The sequence below is a fragment of the Pseudomonas sp. NPDC087598 genome (genome assembly GCF_044743525.1).
Lineage (GTDB): Bacteria > Pseudomonadota > Gammaproteobacteria > Pseudomonadales > Pseudomonadaceae > Aquipseudomonas.
Genome location: NZ_JBIUWQ010000032.1, coordinates 23290 through 40412 on the forward strand (window position 1 = coordinate 23290; position 17123 = coordinate 40412).

Below are 17123 nucleotides of genomic sequence, written 5' to 3' on the forward strand. Positions count from 1 at the left end.
CCGTTCAACCAAATGAACGGGGCCAAACCTTACGGCGCATTCCCTGTAGGAGTGAGCCTGCTCGCGATAGCGTCGTGTCAGTCAGCCTCTACTTAACTGACCCACCGCTTTCGCGAGCAGGCTCGCTCCCACAGGTTTCTACATCGGTCAGAAGTGGAAGTTGGTGCTCAACAGTGCCGTACGGCCCGCTGCCTGATTGGCGAAGTGGGTCGAGAAGGCTTTGTCGTAGTAGGTTTCGTTGGTCAGGTTCTGCACGTTGAGTTGCAGGTCGACGTTCTTGCTCAGCTTGTAGGCCGCCATCGCGTCGTAACGCACATACGAATCGACCATGGTGGTGTTGGCCACGTTGCCGAACACGTCGTCGACATAGAAGGCGCCGCCACCGATGGTCAGCTTCGGCGTGAGCTGGTAAGTGGTCCACAGGCTGGCGCTGTTTTTCGGCGTGTTAGGCAGTTGGTTGCCATCGGTGGCGCGGTTCAGCGGGCCGCCATCAACCTGCTCGCTGTCCATGTAGGCGTAACCGGCGAACACTTGCCACTTGTCGGTGATCTTGCCACTGGCGGACAACTCGACACCTTGTACGCGGGTCTTGCCGGCGTTTTCGTACGACGTGGTGTCGACTTGCACACGCGCGTTTTCTTTCTCGGTGCGGAAGATGTCAGCCGTCAGCGACAGACGATCGTTGAGCAAGTCCCACTTGGTGCCGATTTCGTAGTTCTTGGTGGTTTCCGGCTCCATGTCGCTGCTCAGCAGGTTTTTGCTGCGATCAACGGAACCGCCCAACGGGTTGCCGTCCATGCCTTCGCCGAGGGTGTTACCCGGTGGGGTGGCCGAGGTGGCATACGAAGCGTAAATGCTGCCGTTTTCAGCCGGTTTGTAGACCACGCCGAACTGGCCAGTGACGAACTCGCTGGTGTCTTTGCCTTTGGCTTCAACACCTTTGTTCACCGTCGTCGAGCCGTCGGCTTCATAGGAGCGGTACTTGGTGTCGAAGTGGTCGTAACGCAGACCCATGTTCACCAGCCACTGCTCGTTCAACTCCAGAGTGTCGAACACATACAGCGCGTAAGTGTTGGCCTTGGTGTCGGTGCCTGCGTAGTTACGCGAGATCGCGCCGTTCCACGGATCGTTCGGATTCGGGTTCGACAGCGAGGTGCAGTTGTAGCCACTGGATGCGCCGATCATCGATGGCGTGCAGTTGCTGCTCGAAGGCACGTTGGTGGTGAGCGGCGTGGTGTCGGTGTTGACGTTGTACGAGGACTTCTGGCTTTCCTCACGGGTGTATTCAACGCCTGTGGAGAAGCTGTTCTTGAAGCCGGCGACGTAGAAGTTGCCGAAGAGGTCAGTCTGGTTGGTGGTGGTCTCGGTGTTGCTCACCCGAGTATTCGCCCGACGCCAGAGGCTGCCGTTGTTGACGTTACCCTTGCTGTCGTCCGGCTGGGTGAGGATGTAATCCTGCATGCTGGTGCCGTGACGCAGGGTGTTCTTGATGGTCAGCGAGTCGCTCAAGTCGTGCTCGATGGCGAAGGTCGCGGTGTCGGTGCGGCCCTTGCGGAAGTCGCGATCCAGACCGTAGAAATTGCTGTGGTCGCCACCGGCGTACGGCTTGTCCGGATTGGACTTGGTGCGTGGGTTCGACAGTGTGTACGGAATGCCCGAGTCCGGGGTGTCGTTGCTTTCGAGATGGTAGTAGTCGAGGTTGACGCGGGTGTCGGTGCCCAGGCCAAACGCCAGCGACGGCGCGATGCCCCAGCGGTCGTAATCGACTTTGTCGCGACCGGCGACGTTGCTCTCGTGGCTCATCAGGTTCAAACGGCCAGCGGCGGTGTCGCTGAACTGGTAGTTGCCGTCGAGGGTGTAACGCTGAGTCTGGTCGGAACCCCAGGTGAACCCACCGTCGAACGAGTTGCCCAGGTGTGCTTTTTTGCTCACCAGGTTGATGCTGCCGCCTGCCGCGCCGCGACCACCGATGGCGGAGTTCGGGCCTTTGCTGACTTCAATATTTTCGACGGCGAAGATCTCGCGGCTCTGTGAACCGGTGTCGCGCACGCCGTCCAGGTAAGTGTCGCCCTGGGCGTCGAAACCACGGATGAACGGACGGTCGCCCTGTGGGTTGCCACCTTCACCGGCACCGAAGGTGATGCCCGGCACAGTGCGCAGCGCGTCCTGCATGTTCAGGGCGCCGGTGTCTTTGAGGACTTGTTGCGGAATAACGGTGACCGAGCGCGGCGTGTCGACCAGCGGCGCGGTGTACTTGGGCGAGGAGGCTTTCTCGACCTGGTAGGACGTCGGGTCCTGAGCTTCGCCAGTGATGGCGGTAGCGTCCAGGGCGATGGCATTTCCGGCGGCTTTGCTGTCGGTCTTTTCGGCGGCAAACACCATCTGGCCGGCGGAGCCTGCGGTGATAGCCACACCGATTGCAGAGGCGAGCAGACGTGGTGAACTGACCGGTAATTGTGCGTGTTGACGTGCCATTTTTATTCCCCTCCCCAAGGATTTGAGGCGGCGGAATATAGGGTAAACAGGTATTCGTATCAATTGCGAAACATTGCTAACTGCACTGAATTTACATTCTTTACAGTTTAGCCTTACGGTTTTTGCCGGTTCATTCGTCTTGCGGGTTGTACATGGCCAATAAGAATCAATACCATTGCCGCCTCTTTGCCTTCAGGTGACATTGCCATGCTGCTGCACATTCCCGCTCTGTTCGAAAAAGACGAGGTGCAGCGCATCCGCCAGGCGCTGGAGCAGGCCGATTGGGCTGATGGCAAGATCACCGCGGGTTATCAATCGGCCAAGGCCAAACACAATCTGCAACTGCCCGAAGGTCATCCGCTGGCGAAGGAAATCGGCGCTGCGCTGCTCGAACGGCTGTGGAAAAATCCGCTGTTCATGTCTGCCGCGCTGCCGCACAAAGTGTTCCCGCCGTTAGTGAACTGTTACACGGCGGGCGGCAGTTTCGATTTCCATATCGACAACGCGGTGCGCCAACCCAAGGGCAGCATCGAACGCGTGCGCACGGATCTGTCGGCGACGCTGTTTTTCAGCGAGCCTGAGGATTACGACGGCGGCGAACTGGAAATCCACGACACCTATGGTACGCAACAGGTGAAGTTGCCGGCCGGCGACATGGTGTTGTACCCCGGCACCAGTCTGCACAAGGTCAATGCAGTCACTCGAGGCGCGCGATATGCGTCGTTCTTCTGGGCGCAAAGCCTGGTGCGCGAAGACAGCCAGCGCGCATTGCTGTTCGAAATGGACGGCGCGATTCAGCAGCTCACCCAGGACCTGCCTGATCATCCGTCGCTGATCCGTCTCACCGGCACTTATCACAACCTGCTGCGCCGCTGGGTCGAGGTATGAGTTTTCAACTGCGCCGCGAAGAAGTCCTCGATGCCTCAGGGCTGGCAGCGATGCTTGAGGAAAGTCCGGCTCGCGCCGCGCAGGCGATTCTGCTGGCGGCGGGCGAGGGTGAGGTAGAAGCGCAGGCGCTGCTTGGACAGATTCTTCTGGACGGGCACGGCATTGCGCAGGATCAGCCTCTGGCGCTGCGCTGGTTTGGCATAGCTGCCGGGCGCGGGCATCTGATGGCGCGCAACATGCTCGGTCGTTGTCATGAGCACGGCTGGGGTTGTACGGCAGACGCAACGATTGCCGCGCAGCACTATCGGATTGCGACGGATGCCGGACTGGATTGGGCGATGTACAACTTCGCCAATCTGCTGGCGACCGGGCGCGGGGTAGCGGTGGATCATCTGCAGGCGCTGGCGTTGTATCGGCGCGCGGCTGAACTGGGCCATGCGAAATCGATGAATCTGCTGGGACGCTATCTGGAAGAAGGGCAGGTGTGCCCAGCGGATCCGGTCGCGGCTCGTGACTGGTATCGGCGCTCGGCTGAGGGTGGTGATTTTCGCGGGCAGTTCAGTTTTGCGGCGGTGTTGGCGGATGAAGGCCGGATCGATGAAGCAGTCATATGGCTTGAGAAAGCCTTGGCCGGCGGTAATCTGAATTTCCTGCGGGTGGCCAGTGAAGCGCTGTCCAGTGCGACAGATCCAAGGATTCAGGCGTTGGCATCCAGATATCAACTGCGTACAGATGAGCTGAGCAGCAACGCATAACCCCTGTGGGAGCGAGCCTGCTCGCGAAAACGGTGGGTCAATGCAGGTGATGGTGTCTGACAGTATGCCTTCGCGAGCAGGCTCGCTCCCACAGTGGGGATCTCCATCCATCCAGAGACACAAAAAAGCCCATGACACGTCATGGGCTTTTTGCATTACGGTTTCAGTGCTTACACGTAGTAAGACTTCAGCGGCGGGAAGCCATTGAACTCGACCGCGCTGTAACTGGTGGTGTAAGCACCGGTCGACAACCAGTACAGACGATCACCGATCGCCAGGTTCAGCGGCAGGCCGTACTTGTAGTTCTCGTACATGATGTCGGCGCTGTCGCAGGTCGGGCCGGCGATCACGACTTCTTCCATCTCGCCTTTCTTCTCGGTCCAGATCGGGAACTTGATCGCTTCGTCCATGGTTTCGATCAGGCCGGAGAACTTGCCCACATCGGTGTACACCCAACGCTCGACGGCGGTGCGCGACTTACGCGCGACCAGCACCACTTCGCTGACCAGAATGCCGGCGTTGGCGATCAACGAACGGCCCGGCTCCAGAATGATTTCCGGCAGGTCATCACCGAAATCTTCTTTCAGGAAGCGGATGATTTCTTCGGCGTAGGTTTCCAGGCTGTTGGTGCGGGTGATGTAGTTGGCCGGGAAGCCACCGCCCATGTTGATCAGCTTCAGGTGGATGCCGTCTTCTTCTTTCAGGCGTTCGAAGATCACTTTGACCTTGGCGATCGCGGCGTCCCAGACGCTGATGTCGCGCTGTTGCGAACCGACGTGGAACGAGATGCCGTAAGGCACCAGGCCGAGGTCGCGGGCGAGGATCAGCAGGTCCATGGCCATGTCGGTCTGGCAGCCGAATTTGCGCGACAGCGGCCAGTCAGCCGTGGTCGAGCCTTCAGTCAGGATGCGCACATAGACTTTCGAACCCGGCGCAGCCTTGGCGATGTTGCGCAGGTCGGCTTCGGAGTCGGTGGAGAACAGACGCACGCCCTTCTCGTAGAAGTAGCGGATGTCCTTGGATTTCTTGATGGTGTTGCCGTAGCTGATGCGGTCCGGGCTGACGCCGCGATCCATCACCTTGTCCAGCTCATAGATAGAGGCGATGTCGAAGCTCGAACCTTTCTCTTTGAGCAGGTCGATGATCTCGACGGCCGGGTTGGCCTTGACCGCGTAGTAGACCTTGGCGAATTCGAAACCGGCGCGCAGGTCATCGTAGGCCTGGCTGATCATCGCGGTGTCGATCACCACGAACGGGGTTTCCTGTTTGTCGGCGAACGCCTTCATTTTGTCGAATGTAGCGCGCGCGAAATAGTCTTCGACCTGGATCGACATGCTGGGAGCTCCTATGGGCAAACTCGTAAAAACAATGGGTGCAAATGAACGCCCTCCGTATCCCCACTTTGGTTCGCCTACTTCCCAAGGCATGTCGCCGAAAGCAAAAAGGCCACGGGAGTGAAGCTTCCCTTGGCCTTGCTGTCTCGTCGTCAGTACTTGAGCCGGATGGATCGTTTCCAGCATGGACGTTCGGCGCGAACTTTAGGGCGTGAGGGGCCTGAGATCAACTAAAAATGTCGCGTTTTTGCACGCTTCTGACGTGCGTCGCTTTCATCACTCTTTGTAGCCGACCAAGATGACGGGCAGATGTTCCCCGGGAATTTCAAAGTGTTAAAAATACCTGCACGTTCGACGCTTTTGTGCGCCAAGTCATGGGTAAGTGTGATGGCAGCAACATCGGCGACGTTGGCGGCGAGAGGAGGGTTTGAGAGGGGATTTGGCTGATATGACAGGGTCTTTTGCCGGAAGAGAAAACACCGTGGTGTTGATATTTTTTTCCAGCCTTTGAAAACACAAAAAAACTGTGGCGAGGGAGCTTGCTCCCGCTGGGCTGCGCAGCAGTCCTCGCTTTTTTCAAAAGAAGGGCCGCTACGCGACCCAGCGGGAGCAAGCTCCCTCGCCACAGGTTCAGTGATTGACTATTTATTGATCAGGCGACTACCGCTTCGGCTGGCGAGACGATGCTGGTCTTCATCCCCCGCGAACGACCCGAACTCAAGTAAGCCGCAATCGATTCTTGCGTCACCTCACCGAGGAACACTCGCTCGGCATCCATCACCGGCAGCCACGCACGATTGAACTCGTACATGCGCGACAACAGAATGCGCAGATGTTCGTCGTACGCCGCCGTGGCGTTGAACTCACGCAGATATTGCGCGCAGGTGCCGGTCTGACGGTGCAGGTCGCGACGTCGCACATACCCCAGCGCCTTGTTCTCGGCGCAGGTGACCACCACGTAGCGACGGTCATGCTCGTCCATCAGTTCCAGCGCATCGGCCACCGGGGTTTCCGGGCTGACCGACGGCGCGTTGTCCGCCGCATCTTCTGCTTTGACCAACAGCAGGCGCTTGAGCGTGCTGTCCTGACCCACGAAGTTGCTGACAAAATCGTCTGCCGGGTGCGCAAGCAACGTGTCCGGGTGGTCGATCTGCAGCAGTTTTCCGGCGCGGAAGATCGCGATCTTGTCGCCGAGTTTGATCGCTTCGTCGATGTCGTGGCTGACCATGATCACGGTCTTGTTCAGCGCTCGTTGCATCTCGAAAAATTCGTTCTGGATCATCTCGCGGTTGATCGGGTCGACCGCGCCGAACGGTTCGTCCATCAGCAACAGCGGCGCATCCGCCGCCAGTGCGCGGATCACGCCGATGCGCTGTTGCTGACCGCCGGACAATTCACGCGGGTAACGATGCAGATACTGCTTGGGCTCCAGCTTGATCATGCTCATCAGTTCGCGGGCACGGTCGTGGCATTTCTGTTTGTCCCAGCCCAGCAGCTTCGGCACGACGACGATGTTCTCTTCGATGGTCATGTTCGGGAACAGACCGATCTGCTGGATCACGTAGCCGATGTTGCGGCGCAGGGTCACTTCATCGAGGTCGGTAGTGTCTTCACCGTTGATGAGGATCTTGCCCGACGTCGGTTTGATCAGACGGTTGATCATTTTCAGCGTGGTGCTTTTGCCGCAGCCCGATGGCCCGAGGAACACACAGATTTCGCCTTCATTGACGGTCAGGCTTACCGAGTCCACGGCTTTGACATCTTTGCCGTTGCTTTGGAAAGTTTTGCTGAGGTTTTGAAGTTCGATCATTTGAGCAGTCCTTTTGGAGTCAACGAGCGTTGCAGCCATTGGAGAAACAGGTCAGCGAAAATGGCCAGGAGACTGACCAGCAGTGCGCCGACGATGAGCATCGACATGTCACTGCGGCTGATTGAAGCGAGGATTAACACGCCGAGGCCGCCGGCGCCGATGGTCGCGGCGATGGTCATCACGCCGATGTTCATCACCACGGCAGTGCGCACACCGGCAAGGATCACCGGCACCGCAATCGGCAGTTCGACCATGCGCAGACGTTGGCCGAAGGTCATGCCGATGCCACGTGCGGCTTCACGGATACCCGGCTCGACGCCAGTCAGGGCGAGGTAGGTGTTGCGCATGATCGGCAGCAGTGAATAAAGGAACACCGCGGTGATTGCCGGCATCGGGCCGAGGCCCTGGCCGAACTTCGAATAGAACGGCAGCAGCAGGCCGAACAGCGCAATCGACGGCACGGTCAGCAGCACCGTGGCGTTGGCCTGCAATGGGCCGGCGAGGCTCGGGAAGCGCGTCATCAGAATGCCCAGCGGCACGCCAACAACAATCGCCAGCGTCACGGCGATGCCGACCAGCGTGATGTGCTGCCAGGTCAGGTGTATCACCTGCTGCCAGTCGAGATGGGAAAAGGCGTTCAAGAATTCCATGACTTCTCCTCTCTTAATTCAGTGGATGCTGGCGCAGGAAATCAGCGGCAACCGACGACGGACTTTCATGATCGACATCGACCCGTGCGTTGAGCTGGCGCATGGTTTCGTCGTCGAACAGTTCAGCCAGTGGTTTCAGTTGCTCGGCGAGTTTCGGGTGGGCATCGAGGTAGGCCTGACGCACCACGGGCGCTGCGGTGTAGTCGGGGAAGTAATGCTTGTCGTCTTCCAGCAGCTTGAGGCCGAAGGCGTTCAAGCGACCGTCGGTGGTGTAGACCAGACCGGCGAATACCTGACCGTTGCGCAACGCCGTATAGACCAGGCCCGCGTCCATCTGACGGATGTTTTTGCGGGTCAGGTTCATGTCGTAGAGCTTGACCATGCCGTCGAGACCGTCGGAGCGGTTGGCGAACTCGGTGTCCAGCGCCACCAAGTGATTGGTCTTGGCTTCAGCCTGCAACACTTCGTTCAACTGGCTGATGTTGTTGATCTGCGGATATTCCTCGGCGACGTTTTTCGGCAGGGCGAGGGCGTAGGTGTTGCTGAATTTCGACGGCGTCAGCCAGACCAGGCCTTTTTTCGCGTCGAGTTCTTTCACCCGGGCGTAGGACTGTGCGCTGTCGAGTTTCTCGGTGACATGGTTGTAGGCCACCAGCGACACGCCGGTGTATTCCCAGAGCATGTCCAGTTGTCCGCTTTCGTGGGCGCTGCGCGCCAGATTGCTGCCCAGACCGCCGGTGATCTGCGCGTCGTAGCCTTTGCTGCGCAGGTATTGCGCGGTGATTTCCGCGAGCAGGGTCTGCTCGGTAAACACCCGGGCGCCGAGGCGGATCACGGGTTTTTCAGCGGCTTGCGCCAATCCTGCGAACAGCAGGACGCAACTTAAGATCAAGCTAAGTCGTTTCATATTCATTCCTTCGCAAAAGCCTTAAGACGGGCGCAAACCGCGTTCCAGCCAGAGGCGGCTGGCGAGGGTGACGACGCCATCAAGCAGCAAGGCCAGCAGCGCGGTGCACGCGGCGCCGAGCAGCAGTTGCGGCTGATTGTTCAGGGCGATGCCGGGGAAGATCAGGCTGCCGAGGCTGTTCGCGCCGATCAGGAACGCCAGCGGCGCGGTACCCACATTGATCGCCAGCGCGACACGCACACCACCGATGATGATTGGCACGGCGTTGGGCAGTTCGACTTGCCACAGCACCTGACGCGGGGTCATGCCGATGCCGACGGCGGCTTCTTTCAGCGAACCCTGGACGTTTTTCAGGCCTTCGTAGGTGTTGCGCACGATCGGCAGCAACGAGGCGAGGAATAAAGCAAAGATCGCCGGACCACTGCCGATGCCGAGAATGCCCAGAGCAATCGCGAGTACGGCCAGCGGTGGCACGGTGTTACCGATATTGAAGATCTGCATGAAGCGTTCAGCGCGGCCGACCATGGTCGGGCGACTGAGAAAGATACCGGCGGGGATGCCCACGACAAGGGCGGCCAGCATTGAAGCGAGGACGAGAATCAGATGAGCTTGCAGGTAAAACAACAAATCGTCGCGGTAGTGTTCGATCGTGTTGATGCCGATCCAGTGGACCAGCAGGGCCAGGAGCGCGATCACCACCGCACCTCCCATCAGCCCTTTGCCATAGCGGATAGCCACAGGCGGACTCCTTTTTTTGTAGTCGGCGAGCGCAGTCCCGTGTGGCAAGCCAAGCCTTGGCTGCCGGGAGTGTCGTTCGCGAAAAGTAGCCGTTTTTCAGAGCCGGCAAAGCGGTCTGAAAGCGAGCCATGAGCGCAGCCTCGTCAGGCTAACTTGCTGATTTTTCAGCCCCTGACGAAAAGTCGTAACAGGGGATGGACGTCTCCGTGCTTTAAAAGGTTCCCATCTGAGGCAGCATTTGGCCACCCTTAATGTGCTCAACGGTTCGGTTATTGCACTGACTTGGGCTATAATCGCGGCCCTTTTTTGAATCACCGCCAGGCGATTTCCCATGACCAACCAGGCCGCCGAAGTCGCGAAACGCCGCACTTTCGCCATTATTTCCCACCCCGATGCTGGTAAAACCACGATCACCGAAAAGCTCCTGTTGATGGGCAAGGCGATTGCTGTGGCCGGTACGGTGAAATCCCGTAAATCCGACCGCCATGCGACATCCGACTGGATGGAGATGGAGAAACAGCGGGGTATTTCCATTACCACGTCGGTCATGCAGTTCCCGTATCGCGACCACATGGTCAACCTGCTCGACACCCCGGGCCACGAAGACTTCTCCGAAGATACCTATCGCACTCTGACGGCGGTGGACTCGGCATTGATGGTTCTCGACGGCGGTAAAGGTGTAGAGCCTCGGACCATTGCGCTGATGGACGTCTGCCGTCTGCGTGACACGCCGATTGTCAGCTTTATCAACAAACTCGACCGTGACATCCGCGACCCGATCGAACTGCTCGACGAAATCGAAGCCGTTCTGAAGATCAAGGCTGCGCCGATCACCTGGCCGATCGGTTGCTACCGCGATTTCAAAGGCGTGTACCACCTGGCCGACGACTACATCATTGTCTACACCGCCGGGCATGGTCACGAACGCACCGAAACCAAGATCATCGAGAAACTCGATTCGGACGAAGCTCGCGCGCACCTGGGCGACGAGTACGATCGCTTCATCGAGCAGTTGGAACTGGTGCAAGGCGCCTGCCACGAATTCAACCAGCAGGAATTCCTCGACGGTCAACTGACCCCGGTGTTCTTCGGTACCGCGCTGGGCAACTTCGGTGTCGATCATGTGCTGGATGCTGTGGTTGATTGGGCTCCGCGCCCGCTGGCCCGTGTCGCCAACGAGCGGACTGTCGAGCCGGTTGAAGAGAAGTTCTCGGGCTTCATCTTCAAGATCCAGGCGAACATGGACCCGAAACACCGCGACCGCATTGCCTTCATGCGTATCTGCTCCGGCAAGTACGAGAAAGGCATGAAGATGCGCCATGTGCGCACCGGCAAGGACGTGCGCATCGGCGACGCCCTGACGTTCTTCTCTTCCGAGCGTGAGCAGCTGGAAGAGGCGTACGCCGGCGACATCATCGGTTTGCACAACCACGGCACCATCCAGATTGGCGATACTTTCAGCGAAGGCGAAACTTTGGGCTTCACCGGTATTCCGCACTTTGCTCCGGAATTGTTCCGTCGTGTGCGTTTGCGTGATCCGCTGAAGTCCAAGCAGCTGCGTCAGGGCTTGCAGCAATTGGCTGAAGAGGGCGCCACTCAGGTGTTTTTCCCTGAGCGTAGTAACGACATTATTCTTGGCGCCGTGGGTGTGCTGCAGTTTGATGTGGTCGCTAGCCGCTTGAAGGAGGAATACAAGGTTGAGTGCTCGTATGAGCCGATCACTGTGTACTCGGCGCGCTGGATTGAATGCAGCGACAAGAAGAAGCTTGAGGAGTTTTCCAACAAGGCTGTGGAGAACCTGGCTTTGGATGGCGGTGGTCACCTGACCTATCTTGCTCCGACGCGGGTTAACCTGGCGTTGATGGAAGAGCGGTGGCCGGATGTGAAGTTCCGGGCGACGCGTGAGCATCACTAAGCTTTGAGCTGATTTATCTGAAGCCCCCTAGGTGTAGGCCTTTGGGGGCTTTTTTGTTGGTTTGGTTTTGGGGGTATATCCGTTTTTTCGGTGATGGCGGCTTAGGGTTTCGCCCTTACGGCGACTCACTTTTTTTACAAACGCCTAAAAAAAGTAAGCAAAAAAACGCTTGCTCCTACGTTCGGCCCGCTCGCTGAGGCTCGGGGTTCCTTCGCTCCGGGATCGATCCGGGCGCAGCGCCTACGGTTTGCTGCGCTGCACCTCCTCTCGCTGTGTTTGGCTGCGCCAAACGGTCGCTGCGCTCCCACCCCCGGATCAATCCCTCCACTCAGCCTGCCGAAGTCGCCCGTGAATCAAGATCAAAAGCTGCAGCCGAGCTAACGCTCATCCTGTTGAGTGGTGAGAGGCAAAGGCAGAGGCGATGCGTGTTCTGGTGTTGCTTTTCTGTAGGAGCGAGCCTGCTCGCGAAATCGGCCTACCAGCCGCCCCATGTCTTGCAGACTGCACCCAATCCTTGTGGGAGCCTGGTTTGCCAGCGATGGCGACCTCCCAGCCGCCCCATATCTAGCAGATTGCATACGATCCAATTGTAGGAGCGAGCCTGCTCGCGAAAGCGGCCTGCCAGCCGACCCATGTCTTGCAGACTGCCCCCAATCCTTGTGGGAGCCTGGCTTGCCAGCGATGGCGGCCTGTCAGCCGCTCATTTTCTAATTGAATGCACCCAATCCAGCTCAGCCCGGCGAAGGCTGCGATCTTTTGGTCTTGAAAAGCAAAATCAGAAGATCGCAGCCTTCGGCAGCTCCTACAGGGGGTGTAGGGTGGTTCCGATTTTGTGGTTTCAGGCGTTCAGAGGCGCGACAACTGGCGTATTGACCGTTAGTGTTCCGGTTCACTCAGGCAGCTTCAAGAGGTCAATGGAATGGCGAGTCGACTGACTCATCTGCTGCGGATCAACGGTTATTTCGGTGTGATGGCCTGGGTGCTCGCCGCGCTTCTGTTCATTAATCGGCTGAGCAGCATGGTCAAGCTGTTCATGGCGCTGTACCTGCGTCAGGAGTTGGGGCTGGCGATTGAAACGGTCGGCTGGCTGTTGTCCGGTTACGGCGCGGGGTTGCTGGTCGGTTCGATGGTTGGCGGTTTGCTCAGTGATCGTTTTAAGACGGCGCGACTGACGGCGGCGCTGTTTTTTCTGTCGGCGTGGACTCTGCTGTCATTGGGTTTGATCACCGACGTAGCGTGGCTCGGCGCATTGCTGCTGTTCAGCGGTGTGCTCGACGGGGCGATTCGAACGCTGCATCAGCGCTTGATCATGGAGTATTGCGAGGTTGCGCAACGCGCTCGCGCACAAGCCCTGAGCCGGGTCGCACGAAACCTTGGCATGGCCGCCGCTGGCGTTGCCGGCGGGGTGCTGGCGCAGGTCGATTTTCGTTGGGTGTTCTTTGCCAGTGCGGCGCTGACGGTGCTGGCCTTGCTCTGGTTTGTCCGCACGACCTGGCGGCGACCGGTGCTGAGTGTCGAGGTAAAAACCGAAACCGGTTCAGGTTTGCCTTATCGCGACAAACCCTTCCTCTGGCTACTGGCCGCGACGGTCGTGCTTGGCATGGCGTTCGACACCGTTTACAGCACGCTTGGCAACTATCTGCGTGATTACTATCGGCTGAGCACCGAGGCCATTGGTTGGCAGTTCGGCATCAATGCGCTGCTGGTGGTGACTCTGCAGATTCCGCTGACCCATTGGGGCGAACGCTGGAGTGCGCGGGCGCAACTGATGGCCGGCAGCGTGTTGCTGGCCTTAGGGCTGGGCATGTTGCCGTTGGGCAGCGGGTTGTTTTACGTCTGTCTGTCGACGGTGATCTGGACATTGGGCGAGGCGCTGTTCATGCCGCCGTTGAATGTGCTGGTCATGCAGTATGCGCAGAGTGGCAAAAGCGGCCAGTACTTCGGTCTGTTCTTCATGAGCTGGAGCGCGAGCGCGCTGTTGTCGCCCGTGCTCAGTGGTCAGCTATATGGCCACGCTGGCGGGCACAGTGTGTGGCTGGCCAGCGCGTTATTGGCGTTGATGAGTATTCCGCTGACTTATCTGGCCACGCGTCCCGCCCGGCAACAGGCGCTGTAGCGAGTTGCTTAGCTGATCCGGCTATGACGGTTATTCGAAACAGGTCTGTCAGGCAACGGCATTTCTGCGGGTTCATTAGCGTCCTATCTGGTGAACCCGGCTGATCGGAACTAGATTTCATTCAGCGCCGGATCGGCATTGCTGTTTCACCTGCACAGGATGGACTCGGTCATGAAAAACAGGTTGCTACGCGTTTTACTGCTATTGAAAGTGATGGTCATGCTGTCCCTCGGCACCGCGACGGCCTGGGCCGAGTGCGAGGATCACGATTCGCAGGCATTCAACGGAAAGATTGGGCACAGCGGGTTGATGCTGGCCAAGTCCGAATCCGAACCGGGCGATCAGGGGCAGGGCGGCGCCGCCGATGACGATGACTCGACCACTGACGAGCCGGACACCGATGATCCGGACGCCGACGAAGGCGATAGCCAGTCGTAGATCGCGGGCAAAAGAAAACCCCTTCTGCCTCGACTGATGCGCAATCGAGGTGGAAGGGGTTTGGTAACACTTTAAACCCGGGTAAAACACGATCCCCTGTAGGAGCTGCGGCACGCTGCGATCTTTTGATCCTGATTCTAAAAATCAAAAGATCGCAGCGTGCCGCAGCTCCTACAGGTTTTGTGTTTGTCCGCAGATCTTTTTACGCCGCACCGTCGAGGAATTGCTCGGCGTAGTGGCATGCCACCTGCCGATTGTCGAGCGCACGCAATGCGGGCTCTTCAGTGCTGCAACGTTCGGTCGCATACGGGCAGCGTTTGTGGAAAGCGCAGCCCGGTGGCGGGTTCAGCGGGTTGGGCAGTTCGCCGACGATCTTGATTTTCGGCTTGTTCGGGTCCGGGTGAATGGTCGGGGTCGCCGACAGCAACGCCTGGGTGTATGGGTGCAGCGGTCGTTCGTAGATGTCGTTTTTCGGGCCCATTTCCACCGGGCGACCGAGGTACATCACCATCACGTCATCAGCGACGTGTTGCACCACCGCCAGGTTGTGCGAGATGAACACGTAAGCGGTGTTGAACTCCTGCTGCAGGTCCATGAACAGGTTCAACACCTGCGCCTGAATCGACACGTCCAGCGCCGAAGTCGGTTCGTCCGCCACCAGCACTTTCGGCTGCAGCATCATTGCCCTGGCGAGGGCGATCCGCTGGCGCTGACCGCCGGAGAACATGTGTGGATAGCGCTGGTAGTGCTCGGGACGCAAGCCGACCTGCTTCATCATCGCCTGGACTTTCTCGCGACGTTCGGCGGCACTCAGGTTGGTGTTGATCAACAGCGGCTCGGCCAGTTGATCGCCGACTTTCTGCCGAGGGTTCAACGACGCGTACGGGCTCTGAAAGACCATCTGCACGTCTTTGCGCAATTGCTTGCGCTGAGACTTGTCGGCACCGGCGACTTCCTGGCCGGCGATTTTCAAGGAGCCGGACGACGGCTCTTCAATCAGCGTCAGAGCGCGGGCGAGGGTGGATTTACCGCAGCCCGATTCGCCTACAACCGCGAGGGTCTTGCCGGCTTCCAGTTCGAACGACACGCCGTTGAGTGCGCGCACGGTCGCATGGCCCTTGAACAGGCCACGGGAGACTTCGTAGTGACGGGTCAGGTCGCGGGCGGTAAGTACGACGGCCATTACGCCACCTCCTGGTTCAGCGGGTAGAAGCAGCGGGCGAGGCTGTTGGCTTTCGGATCAAGGGTCGGACGCTGTACACGGCAGCTGTCCTGCACGTACGGGCAGCGCGGCGACAGCAGGCAACCCTGCGGACGGTCGTAGCGGCCCGGGACGATGCCCGGCAATGTCGCCAGACGCGCGGCACCCTGGCTGTGTTCCGGAATCGCCTTGAGCAACGCTTCGCTGTACGGGTGCGCGGGGATGTCGAACAGTTGCGGCACCTGGCCGACTTCAACGGCTTGACCGGCGTACATCACGCAGACGCGCTGGGCGGTTTCCGCCACGACCGCGAGGTCGTGAGTGATCAGTACCAGGCCCATGTTCTGCTCTTTCTGCAACGCCAGCAGCAGATCCATGATCTGTGCCTGAATCGTTACGTCGAGTGCCGTGGTTGGCTCATCGGCGATCAACAGTTTCGGCTCGCCGGCAATCGCCATGGCGATGGCGACGCGCTGGCTCATACCGCCGGACAGTTGATGCGGGTAGGCGTCCATACGGCTGGCAGCACCCGGGATTTCGACTTTTTCCAGCAGTTCGATGGCCCGTTTGCGCGCTTGCTTGCTGGACATCTTCAGGTGCAGGCGCAGCACTTCTTCGATCTGGAAACCGACGGTGTAGCTCGGGTTGAGCGCGGTCATCGGGTCCTGGAACACCATCGACAGGTCTTTGCCGACGATTTGCCGACGTTGACGATTGCTCAGCTTGAGCATGTCTTTGCCGTCAAAGCTCAGCGAGTCGGCAGTGACGATGCCGGGATGCTCGATCAGGCCCATCAGCGCCATCATGGTCACGGATTTACCCGAACCCGATTCGCCCACGATCGCCAGCACTTCGCCTTTGTCGACTTTCAGGTCGAGGCCATCGACCACCGGGGTCGCGGTCTTGTCGCCGAAGCGAACGTTGAGATTCTTGATTTCTAGCAGTGACATGGGAATCTCCTCAGGCGGCATTCTTGAGTTTCGGGTCCAGCGCATCGCGTAGACCGTCGCCCATCAGGTTGATTGCCAGCACGCTGAGCAAAATGGTCAAACCAGGCAGGCTCACGACCCACCAGGCGCGTTCGATGTAGTCGCGGGCCGAGGCCAGCATGGTGCCCCACTCAGGAGTTGGCGGTTGTACGCCAAGGCCGAGGAAGCCCAGTGCGGCGGCATCGAGAATCGCCGAGGAGAAGCTCAAGGTTGCCTGCACGATCAGCGGCGCCATGCAGTTCGGCAGCACGGTGATGAACATCAGACGTGGCAGACCGGCACCGGCCAGGCGTGCGGCGGTCACGTAGTCGCGGTTCAGTTCGCCCATGACGGCGGCACGGGTCAGACGCACGTAGGACGGCAACGACACCACAGCAATGGCGATCACGGTGTTGATCAGGCCAGGGCCGAGGATGGCGACAATCGCCACAGCCAGCAGCAGCGACGGCAGGGCCAGCATGATGTCCATCAGACGCATGATGGTCGGGCCGAGCACTTTCGGGAAAAAGCCTGCGAACAGGCCGAGCAGAATCCCCGGGATCAGCGACATGACAACCGACGACAGGCCGATCAGCAGCGACAGGCGCGAGCCCTGGATCAGACGCGACAGCAGGTCGCGACCCAGCTCATCGGTGCCGAGCAGGAACTGCATTTGCCCGCCTTCAAGCCACGCCGGCGGCGTCAGCAGGAAGTCACGGTATTGCTCGCTCGGGTTATGCGGCGCGACCCAAGGGGCGAACAATGCGCAGAAAATCACCAGCAACATGAACAACAGGCCGGCAACGGCGCCCTTGTTCTTGGAGAAGGCTTGCCAGAATTCTTTGTACGGCGACGGGTACAGCAGGCTTTGATCCACGGCGGACGTGGCGGTGGCTACTGAGGAAGTTGGAGTGCTCATGGGTATGGA

At 59.1% G+C, this 17123-nt stretch carries 14 protein-coding genes; 5 read left to right on the forward strand and 9 right to left on the reverse strand.

Going from position 1 to position 17123, the window contains the following annotated elements; genetic code table 11:
• Window positions 1–147 precede the first annotated feature (147 nt).
• Window positions 148–2475, reverse strand: coding sequence for a TonB-dependent receptor (locus tag ACIOWE_RS17815; protein ID WP_401393927.1), 2328 nt, complete (start codon window positions 2473–2475; stop codon window positions 148–150).
• A gap of 207 nt (window positions 2476–2682) precedes the next feature.
• On the opposite strand from ACIOWE_RS17815, the gene ACIOWE_RS17820 reads away from it, so the two are divergent.
• Both ACIOWE_RS17820 and ACIOWE_RS17825 read left to right on the forward strand, forming a co-directional pair.
• Window positions 2683–3363, forward strand: a complete 681-nt coding sequence (locus tag ACIOWE_RS17820) for a Fe2+-dependent dioxygenase (protein WP_401393930.1) — start codon at window positions 2683–2685, stop codon at window positions 3361–3363.
• A complete protein-coding gene (locus tag ACIOWE_RS17825; RefSeq protein WP_401393933.1) occupies window positions 3360–4118 on the forward strand; it encodes a tetratricopeptide repeat protein in 759 nt (252 codons plus the stop codon). Before ACIOWE_RS17820 ends, ACIOWE_RS17825 begins: the two co-directional genes overlap by 4 nt.
• 170 nt (window positions 4119–4288) lie before the next feature.
• Here the strand turns inward: ACIOWE_RS17825 and ACIOWE_RS17830 are convergent, their stop codons facing one another.
• The 5 genes from ACIOWE_RS17830 to ACIOWE_RS17850 form a co-directional block, all read right to left on the reverse strand.
• Window positions 4289–5452 carry a type III PLP-dependent enzyme gene (locus ACIOWE_RS17830; RefSeq protein WP_201235438.1) on the reverse strand — a complete coding sequence of 388 codons (1164 nt, stop codon included), beginning with the start codon at window positions 5450–5452 and terminating at the stop codon, window positions 4289–4291.
• A gap of 652 nt (window positions 5453–6104) precedes the next feature.
• On the reverse strand, window positions 6105–7262 hold the full coding sequence (locus tag ACIOWE_RS17835; protein ID WP_166220496.1) for a betaine/proline/choline family ABC transporter ATP-binding protein: 1158 nt from the start codon (window positions 7260–7262) through the stop codon (window positions 6105–6107).
• Window positions 7259–7912, reverse strand: a complete 654-nt coding sequence (locus ACIOWE_RS17840) for an ABC transporter permease (RefSeq protein WP_401393938.1) — start codon at window positions 7910–7912, stop codon at window positions 7259–7261. The genes ACIOWE_RS17835 and ACIOWE_RS17840 overlap by 4 nt, the downstream gene beginning before the upstream one ends.
• A 13-nt stretch (window positions 7913–7925) precedes the next feature.
• The gene (locus ACIOWE_RS17845; RefSeq protein WP_401393941.1) at window positions 7926–8819 is read right to left on the reverse strand and encodes a glycine betaine ABC transporter substrate-binding protein; all 894 of its coding nucleotides are present in this window, start codon (window positions 8817–8819) and stop codon (window positions 7926–7928) included.
• Between the two features lie 21 nt (window positions 8820–8840).
• A complete protein-coding gene (locus tag ACIOWE_RS17850) occupies window positions 8841–9530 on the reverse strand; it encodes an ABC transporter permease (protein WP_401394002.1) in 690 nt (229 codons plus the stop codon).
• 358 nt (window positions 9531–9888) lie between these two features.
• Here ACIOWE_RS17850 and ACIOWE_RS17855 point away from each other — a divergent pair, with 358 nt between their 5' ends.
• The 3 genes from ACIOWE_RS17855 to ACIOWE_RS17865 all read left to right on the forward strand — a co-directional run bounded on the left by ACIOWE_RS17855 (window position 9889) and on the right by ACIOWE_RS17865 (window position 14026).
• A complete protein-coding gene (locus ACIOWE_RS17855) occupies window positions 9889–11472 on the forward strand; it encodes a peptide chain release factor 3 (RefSeq protein WP_401393944.1) in 1584 nt (527 codons plus the stop codon).
• A gap of 919 nt (window positions 11473–12391) precedes the next feature.
• Complete coding sequence (locus ACIOWE_RS17860; protein WP_401393947.1) at window positions 12392–13588, forward strand: MFS transporter; 1197 nt, start codon at window positions 12392–12394, stop codon at window positions 13586–13588.
• Between the two features lie 171 nt (window positions 13589–13759).
• Window positions 13760–14026 (forward strand): hypothetical protein, encoded by a 267-nt coding sequence (locus ACIOWE_RS17865; protein ID WP_401393950.1) that lies wholly within the window; start codon window positions 13760–13762, stop codon window positions 14024–14026.
• A gap of 202 nt (window positions 14027–14228) precedes the next feature.
• On the opposite strand, the gene ACIOWE_RS17870 is transcribed toward ACIOWE_RS17865, so the two are convergent.
• Genes ACIOWE_RS17870 through ACIOWE_RS17880 form a run of 3 tightly spaced genes read right to left on the reverse strand, consistent with a single transcriptional unit; the run spans window position 14229 to window position 17114 of the window.
• Window positions 14229–15209 (reverse strand): peptide ABC transporter ATP-binding protein, encoded by a 981-nt coding sequence (locus tag ACIOWE_RS17870; protein WP_401393952.1) that lies wholly within the window; start codon window positions 15207–15209, stop codon window positions 14229–14231.
• Entirely contained in the window at window positions 15209–16177 is a 969-nt protein-coding gene (locus ACIOWE_RS17875; protein WP_201235430.1) for an ABC transporter ATP-binding protein, read from the reverse strand. The genes ACIOWE_RS17870 and ACIOWE_RS17875 overlap by 1 nt, the downstream gene beginning before the upstream one ends.
• Before the next feature lie 10 nt (window positions 16178–16187).
• Window positions 16188–17114: an ABC transporter permease subunit gene (locus ACIOWE_RS17880; RefSeq protein ID WP_401393955.1), complete on the reverse strand. Its 927-nt coding sequence runs from the start codon at window positions 17112–17114 to the stop codon at window positions 16188–16190.
• Window positions 17115–17123 lie beyond the last annotated feature (9 nt).